Here is a 19,272-nt window from a genome sequence, read left to right as displayed (position 1 = left end):
ACGATGATAACCACTTTCACCATTCCATGTCTCAGCTTAAGGCAGATTGCCCAATCGGGCCAATGCTTTCGGATGACGCCCCTGCCAGAGCATAAGCTGCCTGTAGATGCCGATTCTGGCTATCGGATCATCAGCCGGGGGCTGTGGCTGAACATCTGGCAGATAAACGAACAGCTTGTTTTAGACTGCCCAAAAGAAAATTTAGATTTCTGGCTGTCCTATTTCGATTATGAAACTGACTATCAGGCTGTTCTATCCTCAGTTTCACCAGAAGATTCCTATTTACAGGCTGCAGCCCAGGCAGGCTGCGGCATCCGCATCCTCCGTCAAGATCCCTGGGAAATGATCATCACCTTTGTCATCTCTCAGCAGAAGACCATACCGAACATTAGAGATCTGGTAGAAGCCCTGAGCAGCAGCTACGGAACGCCTCTGACCTCCTCTCCTTCAGAAGAACCAGCCAGACAGCCTGTTCTTTATAGCTTTCCAACACCCGAACAGCTGGCTGCGGCTACCCTGGAGGAACTTCAATCTTTGAAGCTGGGCTACCGCTCCAAATACATATACCAGCTGGCCCAGGATACAGCTGCAGGAATACTTAACCTTTCCGCTTTAAAGGAAATGCCCTATAAAGAGGCCATGAGCTATCTCACCAGTTTCTACGGAATCGGCAAAAAGGTAGCCAACTGCGTCTGCCTTTTCGGACTGCACCATATAGATGCCTTTCCCGTAGACACCTGGATTGAGAAAATACTGATGGAGCAGTACTACACCAAAAGACGTTACGGCCGGATGCCCAAGGCCCGGCTCTACGATCAAATCATACATGATCATTTCGGACAGTATAAGGGCTGTGCCGGCATTATGCAGCAATATATCTTTCATTTTGAGAGAAATATAAGAAGCAGAAATGATGAAAGCCACGCCGGCAGGGAATCCGGACAGAACAAACAAAAATGACTTAGCTGCCACAGGCATAAAACCATAGCTGCACCTTACTTATTGTTCACTATCCCTCCCGGCATTCCCTTCGTTCCCTGCCGCTATGATTCCATAATCAGAGCAGCAGAGCTTGATTCCCTTCCGCGTATCCGGCAGCATAACACCATAAGATTCCAGTTTTTCCGTGTTCATATTCAAATTCCTGGGCCAGGCTGCAAAGCGCTGTTCATCACGCTTCACAAGCTTTGCGGCCTCTGCGGAACCGTCTATGACCTCCAGAAACATTTGTCCGGTGTCATAGGTACTCAGCTCATTTCCGCTTCCCATATTATAGACGCCTCCCGGAAGCTCCAAAACAGCCTCCATGCGGCGCACTACTTCCCATACATAGGTAATTCCCCTGTAATCGTGAACCGGCAGGATCAGCGGTTGTCTGCCCGCCAGGGCCCCAACCAACTGATGGAGGAAATCCCTTCCCCCTATACGTCCCTTTGAAGGATAATCATACATCCAGGAAAGCCTTAAAGCCACTCCGTCCTTAAGATACGTCAGCACAGCTTCCTCTGCCCGCAGCTTATCCCTTCCATACACAGTATCAGGTCTTCTCTCACTGCCCTCCCTATGGGGTTCGGCGCCGTGGGTTGCTCCGTAGATTTGATCCGAACTCATAAATATCATTTTACTTCCTGTATCTCTACAGGCCTTGGCCATATTGAAGGTTCCCTTTACATTGATTTTATGGGACATCTCTGGTTCCCGTTCACAAACTGCTGTGTCGGAAATGCCCGCACAGTGAAAAACCACATCAGGACGCACCCCCTGCATAAACGCCGATACAATCAGAGAGTCTTCAATATCCAGTTCTCTATGTCCCACAGCTACACATTCATAGCCTTCCCTATTCCTAAAATATTCTGAAAGCCTGGACCCTAAAAAACCTCCGGCGCCTGTAATCAATAAACGCTTACTCATACTGCCGCTTGTACCTTTCCTTAAATATGCTATTATTATAGCCTACAAACCGTATATATGCTTTGCGATTTTCTTAATTTTTCTATCAACATGCAGAAAATGCAGGCCCTTTCATCCGACCTGCATCTTTTCTCAAGCTTTCTTATTTGAAAATTCCCTTCTTCTTCGGCTTTTCCTCCTCAGAAGTCTGGACTCCATTCATGGCATCGTCAAACCGTCTCAGAGCCTCCTTCTGAGCCTGGGTCATGCGCTCCGGAACCTGCACTACTAAAGTTACATAGTGGTCGCCTCTTATGCTGCGGTTACGCAGAGAGGGCACCCCCTTACCCTTTAAGCGCACCTTTGTATCAGTCTGGGTGCCTGGCTTCACCTCATATTCCACATCTCCGTCTACTGTTTTGATGCGGATAGCTCCGCCCAAGGCCGCTCTTGCAAAGGTGATAGGCACAGTAGAATAGATGCTGGTATCCTGGCGCTTGAAAATGGGGTGATTGGAAACTACCGCCTCCACTAACAAATCGCCCCGCTCTCCTCCGTTCACTCCCGGCTCCCCGCCGCCTGCCAGACGGACGCACTGTCCATTGTCAATGCCTGCCGGAATGGAAACTTTAAATTTCTTGCGGACTGTCTTATAGCCTGTTCCATAACAGTCAGGGCATTTATCCTTAATAACCTTTCCTGCTCCATTACAATCTGGGCAGGTCTGGACATTCTGCACCTGTCCAAAGAAGGACTGCTGGGTGTACATGATTTTCCCTTTTCCATTACACTTGGGACAGGTCTGTGGAGAAGTCCCCGCCCTGGCTCCTGTACCGCTGCAGCTGGAGCAGGTTTCCTTAAAGTTAATCTCAATCTCCTTCTCGCAGCCGAATACGGCTTCCTCAAAGCTTATACGTATGGAGGTTTTTATGTTCGCTCCCTTCATAGGCCCGCTTCTGGCTCTGGAGGATCTTCCGCCCCCAAAGATATCTCCGAAGATATCTCCGAAAATGTCCCCCATATCTCCGCCAAAGTCAAAGCCGCCAAAGCCGCCGAAGCCGCCTCCGCCGCCTCCGCCCTGCTCAAATGCAGCATGGCCGAACTGGTCGTACTGCTGGCGCTTCTGGGGATCGCTTAACACACTGTAGGCCTCGGAAGCCTCTTTAAATTTAGCCTCTGCTTCCTTATTGCCAGGATTGGCGTCAGGATGGTATTTTTTGGCCAGCTTTCTGTATGCTCTTTTTAAGGCATCATCGTCCGCATTTTTAGGAACGCCAAGCACTTCATAATAATCTCTTTTACTCTCTGCCATGTTGTTCTACCTCTTCTATCATTTCATTCAATCCACACTCTGAATTTGCACACTCACTCAGAATGACATAGTAGCTCAGCAGCTTTGTCCGATTATGTGGATCATATACCTTTTATCATCCGCCGTCTGTAGAAAATGACGGTTTTCACGCAAAATCCTTTATCAGTCACAAAGGGGTTAGGTGCCAAAAACCCCGGCTCCTAATCCCCATATCAAATCCGCGTAATTCTAAATTATACTTCCTTGAAGTCAGCGTCTACCACGTCATCATCAGAAGCTGCACCGCCTGCAGCGCCGCCCATGTCAGGGCCTGTGCCTGCAGCGCCCGCTGCCTGTGCCTGCTCATAAACCTTTGCGAAAAGCTTCTGAGCGCTGTTCATCAGCTTCTCCTTACCTGCCTTGATATCCTCCACCTGAGCATCCGTCATCTCCTCAACCGGAGCACGATTAATGGCTTCCTTTAAAGTCTTCAGGTCAGATTCTACCTCAGCCTTGTCGTTAGCGTCGAGCTTATCGCCAACCTCCTCCAGAGCCTTCTCAGTCTGGAATACCATGGAGTCCGCGTCATTTCTTGCATCGATTGCTTCCTTACGCTTCTTATCCTGTGCCTCGTACTCGGCGGCCTCTTTTACTGCCTTATCAATATCAGCATCGGACATGTTGGAGCCGGAAGTGATGGTGATATGCTGCTCCTTGCCTGTACCTAAATCCTTGGCAGATACATTAACAATACCGTTAGCATCAATATCAAAAGTAACCTCAATCTGGGGAACGCCTCGTCTTGCAGGAGGAATTCCGTCCAAACGGAACTGGCCTAACGTCTTGTTATCTCTTGCAAACTGACGCTCGCCCTGTACTACATGAATATCTACTGCCGTCTGATTATCAGCGGCCGTTGAGAAAATCTGGCTTTTTTTAGTAGGAATCGTGGTATTTCTCTCAATCAGTCTGGTAGCCACACCACCCATGGTCTCAATCGAAAGGGACAACGGAGTAACGTCCAGAAGAAGAATATCTCCTGCTCCGGCGTCGCCTGCCAGCTTGCCGCCCTGGATAGCTGCACCAATGGCAACACATTCGTCAGGGTTCAGAGACTTGCTCGGTTCCTTACCTGTAAGCTGCTTTACCTTCTCCTGAGCTGCGATCATACGGGTTGAGCCGCCTACCAGCAGAACCTTCCCAAGCTCGGCTGCCGTAATGCCCGCATCCTTAAGGGCGTTCTGCACCGGAACTGCAGTGCGCTCCACCAAATCATGGGTCAGCTCGTCAAATTTAGCTCTGGTCAGATTCATATCCAAATGCTTGGGGCCCTCTGCAGTTGCGGTGATAAAGGGCAGGTTTATATTGGTCGTGGTTGCAGTGGACAGCTCCTTTTTCGCTTTCTCGGCTGCTTCCTTTAATCTTTGAAGAGCCATCTTGTCAGCGGACAGGTCAACCCCTTCTGCCTTCTTAAACTCAGAAATCATCCAGTTAGTGATGGCGGCGTCGAAATCATCGCCCCCCAGACGGGTATCGCCGTTGGTGGAGAGAACTTCAATAACGCCGTCGCCGATCTCAATGATGGATACATCGAATGTACCGCCGCCCAGATCATATACCATGATCTTCTGCTCTTTTTCATTATCAAGGCCATAGGCCAATGCAGCAGCCGTAGGCTCGTTGATAATTCTCTTAACGTCCAGTCCCGCAATCTTGCCTGCATCCTTGGTAGCCTGACGCTGCGCGTCATTAAAGTAAGCGGGAACCGTAATAACCGCCTCCGTAACCGTCTCACCCAGGTAGCTCTCCGCGTCTGCCTTCAGCTTCTGAAGGATCATAGCAGAAATTTCCTGGGGAGTATATTTTTTATCGTCAATCGTCACCTTGTAATCTGTACCCATATGACGCTTGATGGAGGAAATAGTCTTATCTGCGTTGGTTACTGCCTGACGCTTTGCCGGCTCGCCGATAAGCCTCTCTCCTGTCTTAGTAAATGCCACCACGGACGGAGTTGTTCTCACACCCTCTGCGTTAGCAATAACAGTTGGCTTTCCGCCTTCCATTACGGCTACGCAGCTATTTGTTGTACCTAAGTCAATACCGATAATCTTGCTCATAGTTTTTCCTCCTGAAATGTTCTATAAAATTCAACTATTTGTCCTGCCTAAGCTGCCAAAGGGTTTTCCTAAGAAATTTGAAACAGCCTGGTTGCGTTAGGCAGGTTTATTCCGCTCAACTAAGCCTGGAAAAACCTCCCTAAGCTTCAGTAACAACCTTCGCTCTTACTCTTACGGGGACGGATCTCCTTAAAAGCTCAATGCCTCAGTTTGCGACTTTTACCATGCTATGTCTTACTACATTCTCTCTGTAGAGGTAGCCCTTTTGCAATTCCTCAGCTACAATATTTTCTCCCAAAGCCTCGTCCTCCACATGCATCACCGCATTGTGGAAATCCGGATTAAATTCCTGGCCTACAGCTTCGATTGCCTTTACGCCGGCTTCCTCCAGGGTTTTCTGGAACTGCTTATAAATCTTCTCCATGCCCTCCGCAATGGAGCTTCCCTTTTCCGCCTCCGGAACAGCTGCCAGTCCCCGCTCCAGATTATCAACCACAGGAAGTATCCGCTCGATGATATCCCTTGCGCCCATCTCATACATAGCTGACTTTTCCTTATCTGTCCGCTTGCGGAAATTCTCAAACTCTGCCATCTGGCGTTTTACCTGATCGGTAAGAGCTTCTATCCTCTCATCCCTAGGATCTTTCTTTTTCTTAAAGAAGCTCTTTTTCTCCTCTCTTCCTGGTTCCTCCTCTCCAGTTATGTCTGATCCCTCTGCTGCTTCCGATTCCTCTGCCGTATCTGCCTGCCGATCCTCAGCCGCCGCTTCTTCCAGCCCTTCTTCTCCAGCTTCTGCCTGTACCTCGCCGCTTTCTTCCTGGCACTCCTTTGCTGGAGCGCTTTCCTCCTCCATTAACTCCTGTTTCCTCTTATCTTCGCTCACAACTTCTCACCTTTCATCTTTTTTAAATGCCGTATCCAGCTGGCTCATCAAATTTCTCAAAGTACCCAGCACCTTCTCATAATCCATCCGCTTGGGGCCTATAATACCGATGGTCCCCCGAAGTCCCCCGCCCAGGTCATAATTGGCAGTAACCACGCTGCAATCCTTCATAGACTGCACTGGACTTTCATCGCCGATATAAACCTGAATACCCGACTCCTCCTCTGCACCGGCGTTGACCTCCGACACAAATTCCTGAAGAAGCTCCTTATGCTCTAGAGTACTGATCAGCTGGCTTGCTTTATCTCCCTCAGACAGTTCCGGATATTTGAAAATGTTCGTAGCGCCGCTGGTGTAAATCTGCAAATCCTCTTCCCCTGCCCGTATGGCTGTGGCTACCTCATTCAGTACCAGCTCCACGACCTGGCTGTGGATTCCAGCATCGCTTTTGAGTCTGCTGATAATATCCAGGTTTATCTCCTCTATAGTCAGCCCGTTTAAGCTGCTGTTCAGAAGAATATTCAGATTCAGAACCTGCTCATCCCTTAATTCCTCATTAATATCAATCATCGCGTTCCTGATGATATTTCCCTCTACCACCACTACTACCAAAAGCTTGGTTTTCTCCAGCTTGGACAGCTGGATGAACTTAATCTTTGTCTTATGGTAGCTGGGTCCGCTTATCATAGCTGCGTAATTCGTATTGGAAGCAAGAGCCTGAGCCATCTTTTTCAGGACCAGCTCCAGCTTATCAACCTTCTGGACCATCATCTCCTTAAACTCAGTTACTTCATTATCTTTTTCCTGCATAATCTGGTCTACATAAAACCGATACCCCTTATCGGAGGGAATCCGCCCTGCCGATGTGTGAGGCTGTAAAATATAACCCATCTCCTCCAGATCTGACATCTCATTGCGGATGGTGGCAGAACTGAGCTTCAGCTCCGAATACTTGGATATAGTTCTGGAACCTACCGGCTCTCCCGTCTCCAGATACGTTTTGATAATAGCCTTTAATATTGTAACCTTTCTGTCATCTAAACATGTATCTGACGACATCCGCCCGCCTCCTTACTTTTCAATTATTAGCACTCAATGCTCCAGAGTGCTAATATCTACATTTCATAATATATTCCTTCTGATTTGATTTGTCAATAGATAATTCCAAATTCTTTTCGTGAATTTCTATTAGCTCAATCCTAAGCGAATCAAAAAACCGGATCATCCGTACCTCTCTTCCTTCCACTTTACGATAGTTTTGAAATTTTTGTGCTTTCAAAGCTCAAAAATTACTTTTTTATAACCTTCTCGCCGGATATTTTATAGGTTTGTAACAAAACCTTAACCATTAGTTCTTGACAATTAACAATTTTGTAATATAATATAAACTGTCCAGAAGTCATATAAGACCACAACAACTGAAACAGATTGCGAGGTAATTGTATGCATCAAATGATAAGGAAGGTGTTTCTGATTGCTTCCATTACTGCGGTCAGCGCTATGAACCTATTTCCAGCCTTCGCTGAGGGGGCCGCAGGACAAGCGGTAACTGCCGTGGAAGCAGTGTCAGAAGAACAGCCTAAAGACGAACATTCAAAAGTCAGCTTTTCTGATCAAAGCAATCCAGCTCCCGTCTCCCCTTCAGACAGCGGGTATGTCGATGCCGGGCCTGGAATTGAAAAAAAGGAACCTGAGCCGGAAAAGCCGAAGGAGATTTCTCTCGGCATCTTCAAAATAACCGGTTACTGCAACTGCGAACAATGTTCCGGAGGCCACAATCTTACGTACTCCGGCACTGTACCTGCTCCTAACCACACCGTTTCCGCTGATTTATCCAGATACCCTCTGGGCACTAAGCTAAAAGTAAACGGAACCGTATACACCGTTGAGGACAAAGGCTCCTCTGTAAACGGCAATATTCTTGATATTTTTTACAGCACACACGAGGAAGCGGTTGCCAAAGGCACCTATAACGCAGAAGTTTTTTTAGTACAGGAATAGCCAGATAGTTTGAAACTGCCGGAAGATCTTATCCGGCAGTTTTTTATACGCAAACAGGCTTCTGTGTGCATAATCCAATGTCTTGAAAACGGCATTTGAATTAGTCCACGAATATCTTTATTACACCAATAATCAATCAGCCAAATTGCTTTTTCATTGTCGTTTACTACATTCAACGATTCTAAGTATCCTTTTCTTTCTTCCGGTATTTTTCTTTTCAATTCATCATAAGATAACCGTTCAAGCATTTTCTCAGTGCTTTCCCGTACTTCAAAAATATATGAATATAATTCTTCCAGATTAAGCTGTTTTGAAAAGTCTGCAATCTGCTGTTTAATGAGTTCATTTCCTGTTGTAATGATGGGTGAATTGATACGCTCTTGATAATTGCCTGCAAAAAATACTTGTTCATCTTCATTTATCACTGTATGCACAACTATATCTTCAATGCGGAAAATATGCCAAATAGAATAAGCAATCGTCTTACTATGATAACCATCAGCGTTTATGAAGGGGATTGAGTTAAAAGCTTCTCTGCATAATTCCTCTTTGAAAGATACTAAGGTTTGCATTAACTGACTTCGTAAACTAAGTAAAGTATCAATACCCATCCTATAAGTATCTTTCTTTTTTATTTGTGCCTGCATTGTTTTATTAAGTTCAGACCATTCCTTATTCATATTCAATTCCCTCTCAATTCCAATTTATCTTTATGCGCATTATACCATGATACTTCAATATCGTCATTTCTTTTCTGCTTTTGAATGCTGTTACACTGCATAGAAAAAGACACTCTGTTTCAAGTGCCGTTCCTCCATAACTTTGTATAACTCTCTATAAGTCGTTACATAAGGCTCTTTCATTTGTTGTAATTTCGTTGTAATTTTCTTCTTTTTTCTTTAGTTGTTTTGCTGGTAGATACTGTATTTATGCGGACATTTCCGATTTCCTATCTATTTTTAATTTCAAAAAACTATAACCATAGGTCAAAAACGCATCTGCCAAGCTTAGCGACTTGACACAGAAAAAAATCTATGTTAAAACTGTGTTTATTACTCATATATTACAAAAATGTTACATATTATTTATTATGTGTTAATTAAATATGTCAAGCATAATTTGAGTATTAGGAGGATTAAAGAAATGAAATTCAGGCACATAGTAACCGGAACCTTTTTCACCTTTAGCTTACTAGCAGCAGCTGCATTTACATCCTTTGCAGCAGTTTCAAAGGGGCGCTTTGAAACCGTGGATGCAGCTGCTATCACCGGCTGGGCCTACAACAGCGACAAAGCCGATGCAGCTTTAAATGTACAGGTCGTCATCACGAATAAGCATACAGGAGAGGTAATGTTCAGGGAGGTGGTTTCCGCTGGAGAATACAGGCAGAGCCTTTATGATCAGAATATGGGCAACGGCTGCCACGGCTTTACAATTAACATCGACTGGACAAGCTATCCCGAAGGGATATACCTGGTAGAGGGAACCGTAGGAAGCAGAAGGTTTTCCAACACCCGCACCTACACAAATGGAAACGCAGATACGGATGTAAGCCAGCAAAAGCAGCCCCCAGAAGACCTGAAGCTGATTCCGCTGGGGGTATTTAAAACTACAGGCTATTGCCCCTGCAAAAGCTGTTCTGAAGGCTGGGGCCGCCACACCAGCACAGGAGCGATCGCTGCCTCCAACCACACAATCGCCGTAGACCCCAAGGTTATTCCTTACGGCTCCCGGATTATGATCAACGGAATCATCTATACCGCCGAGGACAAGGGAGGCGGTGTGAAAGGAAATCACATTGATATTTTCTTCGATACCCACAGCGAGACAAAGCAGCATGGCGTGCAGAACACGGAGGTTTATCTGGTGCAGTCGTGAATCCGCCGGATGTAAACCATTTGCCTCATCCACTGGAACAGGGATGAAGCAACCGCTAGATCCGTTCCTTCTATATTGCGTTCAAGCTTCCATTGGTGTACAAAATGCCTTTACTCAGAAGCTGCATCCCCGGATACCTCCATAAGCTCCGTACCTTGATAAAAAAAGCTTAAAATAGATGCATAATCCATGCCTTCCTTAGCCATTTTCTGGGCACCGTTCTGGCTCATGCCCACACCATGACCATATCCGCCTCCATAAATATGGAAGGACACCTCTCCCTCCCCTGACACCCGCTTCTCCACCGAAATAAATGCGCTAGGCAGGGTAGGACTGCCCTTCATGCTGTTTCCGTCCTTCTTTTGAATCACCAGCTCCCTATTGCCAAGGGCGGACCGAATCGCACTCTGCCCTTTTATGTAATCGGTTCCATCAGATCCTACTACCTTAAGAACACTGGCAATCCCGCCAGGACCGCGCTCGGTTATGACCAGATCCTGCACCACGCCCACAGTATTTAGCTGGGCATTCACCATTCCTGCACTGATATCCGTCTCCCAGCGGAACATAGGACAGGGGGATTCATAGGCGGCCGGATCGTCTCCCCTGATAAATGCGTCAAAGCTTTCATTGTCATCCTCATCCAGCACGTTTCCCCCACTCTTTATTTCCCTTGCCTTAAGGTATGGGAGGCTGGCTCCGCCTTCTCCCCATACGCTTCCGTCCGTAGTGTGTCCGCAGGAGGTGGAGTAGTAAAATGCATTGATGGGTTTTCCCTCACATATGAGCATTTTTCCATAGGTCTCCTTCACAGCCCGGCCGGTACGCTCATTGGTATCGGCATTGTTATAAACCTGAAAATTAATGCTGTCATCCACATGGGCGCCATATTGGCTGTAGGCATTTCCCTGTATCTGCCGGTAGGCATAGGTTCTGGCGCAGACAGCCTGGGCCTTTAGAGCTTCCATCTCATAGGAGGCCGGCATCTCACTGGGCACTACCTTAGTCAGATATTCCTCCAGATAGAGATCGTTGACCAGCACCAGCCCGCCGTCCTCCGCTTTGATTTCCAGACTGCCGCTGTAGGAGGGTGTTCCATTACTCCGCTTAATGGAACGGATCGTTATGCCATCCTCTTTATCAGGCGTAATTGTAATACGCCCATACTGAAGCCTGTCGTCTTCCGGTGCAATGAGCAGCTCCGTGCCAGCCTCCAAATGCTCGCTCTCCGTCTTTCCCCCGGAAGTTTCATATTTCATCACAGCCGGGCTGCCAAGCACCAGGTCTGCATTGGGGTGAAATACGCTCTTAAACTCTGAGTCCATAAGAAGCACGCGGATTGTCTTGGCATCAAACTCCCGCTCCAAAAGGGCCGCGCACAACCTTCCCTCTGCTGTCACAAATTCCTGAAGATCATAACCTACCAGAATATCCCCGGCAGTCATCACCTTAAAATCTCCGTAAGCCTTATATACATGAAAGTTGTCAGCCAGAGGAACCTCGCCGTAGCCCTCAATTTCAATGGCATTGTCTGTTACAGACAAAACCTTGCCTCTGATGCGGTCTTTTTTCATCGTTATTTTTGTAAGCTTACCTTTTTCCATATGAAGATCTGCAAGAAGATTCACCATATCCTGACTGTTCTCCATAGTGTCATTCATCGGAAATTCCCGGTATGAGGTACCCAAGTACGCTTTAAAATAACCAGCATCTTTCTGTGTCAGCCAGACATTTTCATAAACCACATCCTCTGATACCAGCTCCCGCATGGCAATCATCTCGCCTTCTCTGGCCAGAAACCGTATCTTACAGTCCAGATAGGCATCTAAAGCCAGACCCTGAAAGCCATAATTTCCCTCTGTTGTGTAGGCGGTCCAGCTATTAGCCTGGGGAAGATTAGAGGGTGTTCCATAGAGCACTCCCTCCACCATCCGAACCAAGCCTTCCGGATCGGTTTCCTGTAAAATACCATCATAAAGCTCCCACCATTCCTCCTGCGGATAAACACTATCACGATTGTATTTTGTGGCTCCCACCTGGCGTTTCAGCCTTCCGGATATTCTGCCTGCTATAAAGGCAGCCTCTCCATATGTAAGAAATCCCTGAGCCGATGCCAGAGTGGGAACGCTTAGCTCTTCGTTCAGATACTGCTCCTCATAAAGGAAATCCATATATTTCACAAACCAGTTATCCTTCTCCTTGGCAGAAAAATAAGAGCTTCCCCTCTCCTCTTCCTTCTTTTCACAATCTTCCTTAGAGATCAGGGACAAAGCCAGAGCCTTAAAAGCCTGGGCCCTGGTAATGCCGTCCTTAGGAGGCTCAATCGCCACAATGATCACCATCAGTATAATAACAATGGATACAACTCCCGTCACCCATGCAATCATTCTGTTTTTCATACTTTTACATCCGCTCCTGTAGCAATAGGCATAACAAAGTAAAGCAGCGGGCAACCGCTGCTTTTATCATCTGTAGCCCCAAAATGCCGTCTCTTACTTATTGACGCCTAGCAAAGCTAGGTGGGCAACCTCACTCAGACATCTGCCTTCCACTCAATGGAGGCCTGACATCCGCCTGAAAATATTGGAATCCCTGTTGTCTAATGTAGGTTCAAAATTGGTAAGAATATCGAACATTCCAGGTAGTTACAGACATATATCTTTTATGGTGTTATTATACCCCAATCATCTCTCTTTTTCAAGAAATTTTTTCTGAATATTTATGGAAATGAAAACTCCCCCGGCAGGCTGCTTCCCCGCCGGAGATTCTTTATGGAGCTATCTGCGGTTATTATTTGCCTTTTCCACATGAACGCTCTTTCCTTTTATCTTCGCATGAGCCATAGCCTTGAGCACCGCCTCCGCATACCTTCCCGGCACATCCACAAAGGTATAGCCGTCGTACATATCTATGCTTCCCACCATGCGACCTGGTATACCAGATTCTCCTGCCACAGCGCCCAGAATATCTCCCGGAGTTACTCTCTGTGCCTTGCCGATATTAATAAAAAGCCTTGACATGGTTTCTTCACCCATCCCATAATCCGCAGAACCTCTGCGGCTGCTGCGGCCATAGCCTCCCCGGTCGCAGCCTCTGCTTCTTCCTCTCTGTCCGTAGCTGCCCAGTTCGTCCAGAGAGCGGGGCTGTACGGAGCAATCAATAATATCCTCGTTATCCTCACCCATTGCCATCTTAAGAAGGGCTGCCGCTAAATCCAGCGAGGTATAATCCTCCTCCAGCAGCTTCTTCTCAATAATAGTTACCATCTTGGACAGGTCGCTGTCCTCCAGTACCTCTGCTACCTGATCCAGAATCTTTTCCACCTTAATCTCAGTGATATCATTCAGAGAAGGAATCGCCTGCGGAATAATCTTCGTTTTACAGTACCTCTGTATATCCCGAAGCTTATAAACCTCTCTCCCTACTACCAGGCTGAAGGCCTTTCCCTCACGTCCGGCTCTTCCGGTACGTCCGATTCTGTGTACATAATACTCATCATCCTGAGGCACATCATAATTAAACACTGCCTCCACATCACCCACATCAATTCCTCTTGCAGCCACATCCGTAGCAACCAGAATCTCCGTACGGCCGTTGCGAAAGCCATTCATAACTCTGTCTCTCTGAATCTGCTTTAAATCTCCGTGGAGCCCTTCGGCAAAATAGCCTCTGCCCTGAAGAGCCTGAACCAGCTCGTCCACCTGTCTCTTAGTATTGCAAAAGGCAATGGAAAGCTTAGGTGCATACATATCTAGAATACGGCACATTACCTCCACCTTGTTCTTTGGCTTCACCTCATAGTAATACTGCGTCACCTTTGGAACTGTCAGTTCCTTCTTAATCACACGTACCGTAACAGGAGAATTCTGGAACCTCCTTGCGATATCCGCAATGGCCTGAGGCATAGTGGCAGAAAACATAAGAGTTTGCCGCTGCTCTGGAAGCTGGCTTAAAATCGTTTCCATATCCTCCAAAAATCCCATATTCAGCATTTCATCCGCCTCATCCAAAACAACCGTGTGAACATAATCCACCTTCACCGTCTTCCGGCGCATATGATCCATCACACGTCCAGGCGTGCCTACCACAATCTGAGTTCCGTCCTTTAAGGAACGAATCTGCTTCACAATATCCTGCCCTCCATAGACTGGCAGTACCTTAATGCCATGCATAAATTTAGAAAACCGGCGCATTTCCTCCGCCACCTGGATAGCCAGCTCCCTGGTAGGAAGAAGCACGATAGCCTGCAGCTTCTTCACCTTTGGGTTCACCTTCTGGAGAAGGGGCAAACCAAAGGCCGCTGTCTTACCTGTTCCGGTCTGGGCCTGACCAATGATATCCCGTCCCTCCAGAACCACCGGTATAGCCTGTGCCTGGATCGGAGAAGCCTCCTCAAATCCCATCTCTGTAATAGCCCGAATCATACGCTCGTCTAATTGTAGCTCGTCAAACTTCACTGTCTCCATAAATCTGATAATTTCCTTTCTTCATCGGCCGCCGCCCGCAAAGATGTATTTCCAGCACAGCTTCTGGGCTATTGGGGACCTTGCGGCAGGCCGCCTTGTGCATTTCCCCACATTACCGCCGGACACTCCTGGCCTTAGTTCCCTTTTTACACAAAAAACGAGAGACTGCCAGGCACGTCGCGGCCTTACATCCTCTCGCTTCCTACGGTATTTAACTATAACAGAAATCAAAAAACCTGTCAATGAATGGTACAGTAGAAATTTCCTCTATTTTCCCCAAAATTCTTGTGAAAATGCCGGAAGGCTGCTCATGACAACGCTTCAATTAGGCGCGGCAGCATGTTCTTCGTATACCGGTATCCGATCTCCATACACTCTTCCATCCGGTCAAAGGTAAGCAGCCCGGCCCTGGGACTTAGCGGTGGCGTCAAAAGCAAAGCCTCACCTTGGGAACCACATTCCTTCAGCCGTGTGCTCATAATCGAAAAGGAATGGGAAATCACCTCTGTGATGGAATTGTCAGTGAGTCCTTGGTAAGAGCCCCCGATATCCACCTCAATGATCCGCTCCGCACCTGCCGCTTTCAGCAGCCTTCCTGGAAGATTATTCGTAATTCCTCCGTCTGCAAGCAGGTAATTTCTCAGTCGTCTGGGCGCAAAAACCGCAGGAACGCTGGAGCTGGCCATCATCGCTTCACAAAGGTATGCCTCCCACTCCCAGCGCACGTGCTCCACAGCCGTCACGTGCTCCATATTGGTAAAGCAGATGGTATTGCCGCTTATTAAATCTACCGCAGGAATCACCAGCTTCACCACCGCCTCATCTAACTGTTTTCTCCCTGTAAGCCTGCAAAAATAATTCAGAAGCCGGTTTCCCTTTAAAAACCCGGACAGGCTCACGGGCCTTCCAGTCAGGAGCTGGGGCACAAGCTCTACGATTCCTCCATAATCCGGATCTAGATATTCAGCGCCTCTCTTTGACAAATGCATCACTGCCGTCTCCAGTTCCTCCATCGACAGACCGGAAGCAAATAAGCCTGCCACCACACTTCCTGCGCTGGCGCCTGCCACTGTATCCGGAAGCATATCCGCCTCTGACAACGCTTTCAGCACTCCCACATGGGCCGCTCCTCTGGTTCCTCCCCCAGACAGGGCTAATCCGTAATTCATATGCTTCTCCTGTTGCTACAATATTTACTATACGGTATGTAAAAACGCCTGTGGAGTGCCGCATCTTATCCCTCATTATGACTATGCGTATTATTTCTCTTTGTTAAAGGGATGGGATTTGAAATTGGGGAAACCGTCTTTCCAGCCGGAAAATAGCAAAAAAGAGGTATCATCCCAGCCATCATCGATAGCGGAATCATATCTCTTTTTCTCTGCCATATTATAATATGCAGGTTAACGTTAATGAGCAGGACGGTAAGCCGGGTTATGTCATTGGATGGTCATCTATCTAGGGCTGCCGTCGCCGGCAGTCTCAAGCAACCTACCCGGAAGCTGACGGGCCGCCATATGCTTCCTGTTTGGTCTTGCTTCGGATGGGGTTTACATATGCCCCGCCTGTTACCAGACGGGCGGTAGTCTCTTACACTGCCCTTCCACCCTTACCTCCTACGGACTGGCCGTAAAAGGCGGTATATTTCTGTTGCACTGTCCCTGGAGTCACCTCCGCCAGACGTTATCTGGCACCCTGCCCTGTGAAGCCCGGACTTTCCTCTCCTGCGGCCTCTCGGTATCGCAGCAGCGACCATCTGTCCTACTCCTAACCTAAACGCCGCATCATATCCACTTCCATAAATACAAGGCAGACAGCAAAATAAATATGAAAGCCTGCTCTATTCTAGCACAGAATGGGGCGGTTGTCCAGTAGGTAAGCCCGGCTTTCCTCTGAATTGAAGGGCTGCCGTAATCACACCGCTGACAGCCAGCATCCCGTAAAAGCTGATGCCTCTGCCCAGCACCAGTACGGAAAATGACAGGCCGGCCCCCAGCGCCGGCCCGTATAAGGCCATAAACGCCCCTTCCGAGGCTCCTACAGAGCCAGGCAAAGGCACTGCAGTCACCGCCAGGCTTAAAATAGCCTGCAGGGCCAAAAATCTGCCTGGACATACATCCAGGCCCAAAGCCAGTCCCGCAAAATACGGCACCAGATAAAGGCCGCTTAGCTGAATTGTTGTATATAAAAACATTCTCGCTATTACAAGAGGATACTTTCTCAGGTACGCGCCGCCTCTGCTATACTCATTGATTATCTCCTCCAGCTTCCGCTCGGCTTTTCTTTTGTTCCTCATAAGCTTAATCTTACACAGAAAACCAATCAGAGCCCGAATCAGGCGCTTAGCCAGCAGGCTGTTTAATATGGTAAGAAGAATCAGCCCGGAGCAGCATCCATTTACTAAAATCCCCATCAGCAGCAGACATTGCATCAGCTTCCCCTGGCTCATGCACAGAGACAGGTTTAAAAGGGCCGCAATACTGCCATAGATCAGAATTGTCATCTGATAAACTGCGGTTACAGCCAAAAGAGTGAAGGAGCTCTGAGCAAAGCCCAGCCCATCTCTTGTCATATAATAAAGCTGCATGGGCTGTCCTCCGGTAGCTGAAGGGGTAATGGCGCTGAAATAAAAGCCAGCAAAGGCATAGGACAGGGAACGCCTGTAGGGAACGCTCCGACTGAAGGTTCTCATCAGCATACGTATATTTGCAGCCTCGCAGTTGACAAACAAAAGCATACAACCAAGCCCTGGCAGCAAAAGCCAAAGCTCGGACCTTTGCAACGCTTCCTTCAGGGCCTCTATAGAATGGTTTTTAAACAGCACATGGAAGGTAACCCAGGACAGAAGGATAATCCCACAAAGCCCAATAAGCATTTCCCTCCTCTTCATCCTCTTTCGTTTCATCTTAAGCTTCCTTCCCTTGTCATAGGTTTGATGGATCAGGCTACATGATTGCAGCCGGATCTATTATACCGCCAAATTATTAAGATCTATGGATCTTTTTAAAATAATTCTATTAAGCTTCCCTGAAACAGCAACGAGGGACAGCCTCAGCTGCCCCTTGTGTTCCGCTTTCGATTTCCGTCAGACGTCCAGACAGCTTCCTCCTATAAATTCCCGGAGAATGGAATTCTTAGGAATATCCTCACTGCTGACGCCAATAAAATAGTCCAAAAATTTCAAAAGCCGCTTAGCCTCTATATATTCGTCTGATTCCTTTGGTATGCTGAACAATAAAGGCTCTGCATACTGCTTCAGCACAGCCAGTTCATAGATCAGAGCTGAATTAAACATGGCATCTGCTTCTTCCTGAAAGGGAAAAATATTTTCCTCCTCTCCCTTCCTCACAGAAGGCCACATTTTTATCGTTTCCTGGGCCGAGGAGCCTCTGGTTCTGGCATCCCTGACCATCCGCCGAATCAGCCGTCCGTCTGTAGTCGGTATCCGGTTGTGCTCGTCAATGTTGAGCTGGGTCAGGGCGCTGATGTATATTTTAAACTTACTCTCCTTGGGAAGAGAATGGCTTAATCGATCGTTCAGGCAATGAATTCCCTCAATCACCAGAATATCCTCTGTGCCCAGCTTAAGGAAATTCCCCTTATATTCCCGCACGCCCTTCTTGAAGTTATAATAGGGAAGCTCTACCCTCTCCCCTGCCAGAAGAGCCGTCATATCCCTGTTAAAGCACGCAACATCCAAAGACTCCAGCGCCTCATAATTATAGTTTCCCTGCTCATCTCTCGGACTGTCCACCCGGTTTACAAAGTAATTATCAACCGCGATGGGATGAGGCTTTAAGCCGATCGCCTCCAGCTGCACTGACAGACGGTGGGAAAATGTCGTCTTGCCAGATGAGGAAGGCCCCGCAATCATCACGAATTTCGCGTCCTTCCTGGCTGCTATCATAGCTGCTATCTCCGCTATCTTCTTTTCCTGAAGAGCCTCCTGAATCAGGATCATGTGGGCCATATCTCCCTGGGAAATCCTGTCATTCAGGGCGCCTACAGTTTCCAGGCCCATTCTCCTGCCCCACTCTGTTGATTCGGCCATAGTAGCAAACAGCTTCTCCTGGGGCACAAACTCCTGTATCTTTCTGGGGGAGTCAATATCCGGGAATACCAGAAGGAATCCATATTGGAAGGGCAGCAGGTCGAAATACCTGAGATACTTCGTATTCTGAACCATATACCCGTAGTAGTAATCTTCAAACCCGTCAATGCTATATACATTTACTCTGGATACCCGGCGGTAATGAAACAGCCTTGCCTTATCATACATCTTATGCTTCTGAAACAGATCAACCGCATCATCCGTAGATATGCTGCGCTTCATAATGGGAATCTTACGCTTTACATACTCCAGCATCTTTGCCTTCACCTGGCCCAGAAGCCCCTGGTCTACCGTAACGTTTCCTCTTACCTCCACAAAAAAACCTCTGCCCAGGGAAAAATCAAACAAAACCTGCTCCACATTATCAGCGCCTGCTACCGAGTAGAACGCCTTAAGCATCATAAGTGACAAGCTTCTCTGATAAGCGGAATGTCCAGGCTTATCCCTGGCTGTGATAAACCGCAGTTCACAATCCTTCACATGCTTGTGAAGCTCCTGAAGCTTGCCATTTACACGCACCAGCAGAATGTCATTCTCATATTGAGGCTGATACTCCTCAGCCACCTTAAGCCAGGCTGTCCCTTCCGGATACGATCTCACCTCGCTGCCTATCATTACCTGTGCCATTTTAA

General features: G+C 47.6%; 14 protein-coding genes and 2 other RNA genes. 3 read left to right on the top strand and 13 right to left on the bottom strand.

Translation table 11 applies throughout. From position 1 onward, the window contains the following. Positions 1-3 precede the first annotated feature (3 nt). Positions 4-960: a DNA-3-methyladenine glycosylase family protein gene (locus FYJ39_RS00195; RefSeq protein ID WP_154470467.1), complete on the top strand. Its 957-nt coding sequence runs from the start codon at positions 4-6 to the stop codon at positions 958-960. Between the two features lie 39 nt (positions 961-999). On the opposite strand, the gene FYJ39_RS00190 is transcribed toward FYJ39_RS00195, so the two are convergent. The 5 genes from FYJ39_RS00190 to hrcA all read right to left on the bottom strand — a co-directional run bounded on the left by FYJ39_RS00190 (position 1,000) and on the right by hrcA (position 7,243). Next, positions 1,000-1,914, bottom strand: coding sequence for an SDR family oxidoreductase (locus FYJ39_RS00190; protein ID WP_154470466.1), 915 nt, complete (start codon positions 1,912-1,914; stop codon positions 1,000-1,002). Between the two features lie 142 nt (positions 1,915-2,056). Next, positions 2,057-3,205, bottom strand: a complete 1,149-nt coding sequence (dnaJ, locus tag FYJ39_RS00185) for a molecular chaperone DnaJ (RefSeq protein WP_154470465.1) — start codon at positions 3,203-3,205, stop codon at positions 2,057-2,059. Between the two features lie 233 nt (positions 3,206-3,438). Continuing rightward, entirely contained in the window at positions 3,439-5,301 is a 1,863-nt protein-coding gene (gene dnaK, locus FYJ39_RS00180; RefSeq protein ID WP_154470464.1) for a molecular chaperone DnaK, read from the bottom strand. 205 nt (positions 5,302-5,506) lie between these two features. After that, complete coding sequence (gene grpE / locus FYJ39_RS00175; protein WP_154470817.1) at positions 5,507-6,154, bottom strand: nucleotide exchange factor GrpE; 648 nt, start codon at positions 6,152-6,154, stop codon at positions 5,507-5,509. A 36-nt stretch (positions 6,155-6,190) separates the two neighbouring features. After that, on the bottom strand, positions 6,191-7,243 hold the full coding sequence (hrcA, locus tag FYJ39_RS00170) for a heat-inducible transcriptional repressor HrcA (RefSeq protein ID WP_154470463.1): 1,053 nt from the start codon (positions 7,241-7,243) through the stop codon (positions 6,191-6,193). A gap of 384 nt (positions 7,244-7,627) precedes the next feature. On the opposite strand from hrcA, the gene FYJ39_RS00165 reads away from it, so the two are divergent. Then, a complete protein-coding gene (locus FYJ39_RS00165) occupies positions 7,628-8,185 on the top strand; it encodes a 3D domain-containing protein (RefSeq protein WP_154470462.1) in 558 nt (185 codons plus the stop codon). Here the strand turns inward: FYJ39_RS00165 and FYJ39_RS00160 are convergent. Continuing rightward, on the bottom strand, positions 8,152-8,865 hold the full coding sequence (locus tag FYJ39_RS00160; RefSeq protein WP_154470461.1) for a phage head-tail adapter protein: 714 nt from the start codon (positions 8,863-8,865) through the stop codon (positions 8,152-8,154). The two genes, FYJ39_RS00165 and FYJ39_RS00160, sit on opposite strands and share 34 nt — an antisense overlap. A 463-nt stretch (positions 8,866-9,328) precedes the next feature. Between FYJ39_RS00160 and FYJ39_RS00155 the strand changes: the two genes are divergently transcribed. Next, on the top strand, positions 9,329-10,063 hold the full coding sequence (locus FYJ39_RS00155) for a 3D domain-containing protein (protein ID WP_154470460.1): 735 nt from the start codon (positions 9,329-9,331) through the stop codon (positions 10,061-10,063). A 110-nt stretch (positions 10,064-10,173) separates the two neighbouring features. Here FYJ39_RS00155 and FYJ39_RS00150 read toward each other — a convergent pair whose 3' ends face one another. From FYJ39_RS00150 to FYJ39_RS00120, 7 genes are all read right to left on the bottom strand, one after another. Beyond that, positions 10,174-12,462 carry a SpoIID/LytB domain-containing protein gene (locus FYJ39_RS00150; RefSeq protein ID WP_154470459.1) on the bottom strand — a complete coding sequence of 763 codons (2,289 nt, stop codon included), beginning with the start codon at positions 12,460-12,462 and terminating at the stop codon, positions 10,174-10,176. 71 nt (positions 12,463-12,533) lie between these two features. After that, positions 12,534-12,710, bottom strand: a non-coding RNA gene (gene ssrS / locus FYJ39_RS00145) — 6S RNA. A 130-nt stretch (positions 12,711-12,840) separates the two neighbouring features. Next, entirely contained in the window at positions 12,841-14,529 is a 1,689-nt protein-coding gene (locus tag FYJ39_RS00140) for a DEAD/DEAH box helicase (RefSeq protein WP_154470458.1), read from the bottom strand. Positions 14,530-14,837: 308 nt separating this feature from the next. Next, positions 14,838-15,698, bottom strand: coding sequence for a patatin-like phospholipase family protein (locus FYJ39_RS00135; RefSeq protein WP_154470457.1), 861 nt, complete (start codon positions 15,696-15,698; stop codon positions 14,838-14,840). Between the two features lie 240 nt (positions 15,699-15,938). Further along, an RNA gene (gene rnpB, locus FYJ39_RS00130) (RNase P RNA component class A) lies at positions 15,939-16,297 on the bottom strand. Positions 16,298-16,369: 72 nt separating this feature from the next. Next, complete coding sequence (locus FYJ39_RS00125; RefSeq protein ID WP_154470456.1) at positions 16,370-17,434, bottom strand: lysylphosphatidylglycerol synthase transmembrane domain-containing protein; 1,065 nt, start codon at positions 17,432-17,434, stop codon at positions 16,370-16,372. 180 nt (positions 17,435-17,614) lie between these two features. Further along, positions 17,615-19,267, bottom strand: a complete 1,653-nt coding sequence (locus FYJ39_RS00120; RefSeq protein WP_154470816.1) for a nucleoside kinase — start codon at positions 19,265-19,267, stop codon at positions 17,615-17,617. Positions 19,268-19,272 lie beyond the last annotated feature (5 nt).

Origin of the sequence: Clostridium porci (assembly GCF_009696375.1) — a bacterium.
In the GTDB taxonomy this organism is placed as follows: Bacteria; Bacillota; Clostridia; order Lachnospirales; family Lachnospiraceae; genus Enterocloster; species Enterocloster porci.
This window is presented reverse-complemented; position numbering and strand designations above follow the sequence as displayed.